Raw genomic sequence first — 1436 nt, forward strand, 5'->3', positions numbered from 1 at the left:
CCATGTGTGGACGGACGAGGAGTGGATGGCGGGGCGGGGTGCCCGTCCGGTGCACGAGGCACCGCTGTCCGTCTACGAGGTCCACCTCCCCTCGTGGCGCCCCGGCCTGACCTACCGCCAACTGGCCGAGCAACTGCCCGCCTACGTCCGCGACCTCGGCTTCACCCATGTCGAGCTGATGCCGGTCGCCGAACACCCCTTCGGCGGCTCCTGGGGCTACCAGGTCACCGGCTTCTACGCCCCCACCGCACGCCTGGGCACCCCCGACGACTTCAAACACCTCGTCGACGCCCTGCACCGGGCCGGGATCGGCGTCCTCATGGACTGGGTACCGGCCCACTTCCCGCGCGACGACTGGGCCCTCGCCGAATTCGACGGACGCCCCCTCTACGAACACGCCGACCCCCAGCGCGCCGCCCACCCCGACTGGGGCACCCTCGAATTCGACTTCGGACGCCGCGAGGTACGCAACTTCCTCGTCGCCAACGCCGTGTACTGGTGCGAGGAGTTCCACATCGACGGCCTGCGCGTCGACGCCGTCGCCTCGATGCTCTACCTCGACTACTCACGCGAACCAGGACAGTGGACCCCCAACGAACACGGCGGCCGGGAGAACCTCGACGCCGTCGCCTTCCTCCAGGAGATGAACGCCACCGTCTACCGCCGCGCACCCGGCGTCATGACGATCGCCGAGGAATCCACGGCCTGGGACGGAGTCACCCGGGCCACCCATCACACCGGGCCCGGCGGGTTCGGGGGGCTGGGGTTCGGGCTGAAGTGGAACATGGGGTGGATGCACGACTCATTGAGCTATGTGCAGCACGAGCCGGTCCATCGCAAGTACCACCACGACGAGATGACGTTCTCGATGGTGTACGCCTACAGCGAGAACTACGTCCTGCCCATCTCCCACGACGAGGTCGTCCACGGCAAACGCTCACTCGTGTCGAAAATGCCCGGCGACTGGTGGCAGCAACGCGCCACCACCCGCGCCTACCTCGGCTTCATGTGGGCCCACCCCGGCAAACAACTCCTCTTCATGGGCCAGGAATTCGCCCAGGGCGCCGAATGGTCCGAAACCCACGGCCCCGACTGGTGGCTCCTGGACCCCGCCTACCCCGCCGAACCCGACCACCGCGGCATCCGCGACCTCGTCCGCGACCTCAACACCGTCTACCGCCACGAACCCGCCCTCTGGCAACGCGACACCGACCCCGCCGGCTTCACCTGGATCGCCGGCGACGCCGCCGACGACAACGTCCTCGCCTTCCTCCGCCACGACACCGACGGCACCCCCCTCCTCGCCGTCTCCCACTTCTCCCCCGCCGTCCGCCACGACTACCGCCTCGGCATCCCCGAAGACATCCCCGCCTGGCACGAAGTCCTCAACACCGACGCCGCCCGCTACGGCGGCAGCAACATCCACAACCCCCACC

The 1436-nt window shown here is 68.7% G+C and carries 1 protein-coding gene; it reads left to right on the plus strand.

Annotated features, from left to right (window positions below; all coding sequences use genetic code 11):
- Positions 1 to 1436, plus strand: a 1436-nt coding sequence (glgB, locus tag ACIRA5_RS53630; RefSeq protein ID WP_403706020.1) for a 1,4-alpha-glucan branching protein GlgB, incomplete at both ends; no start/stop codon positions are given.

Origin of the sequence: Streptomyces sp. NPDC096311, from assembly GCF_044763085.1 — a bacterium.
GTDB lineage: Bacteria > Actinomycetota > Actinomycetes > Streptomycetales > Streptomycetaceae > Streptomyces.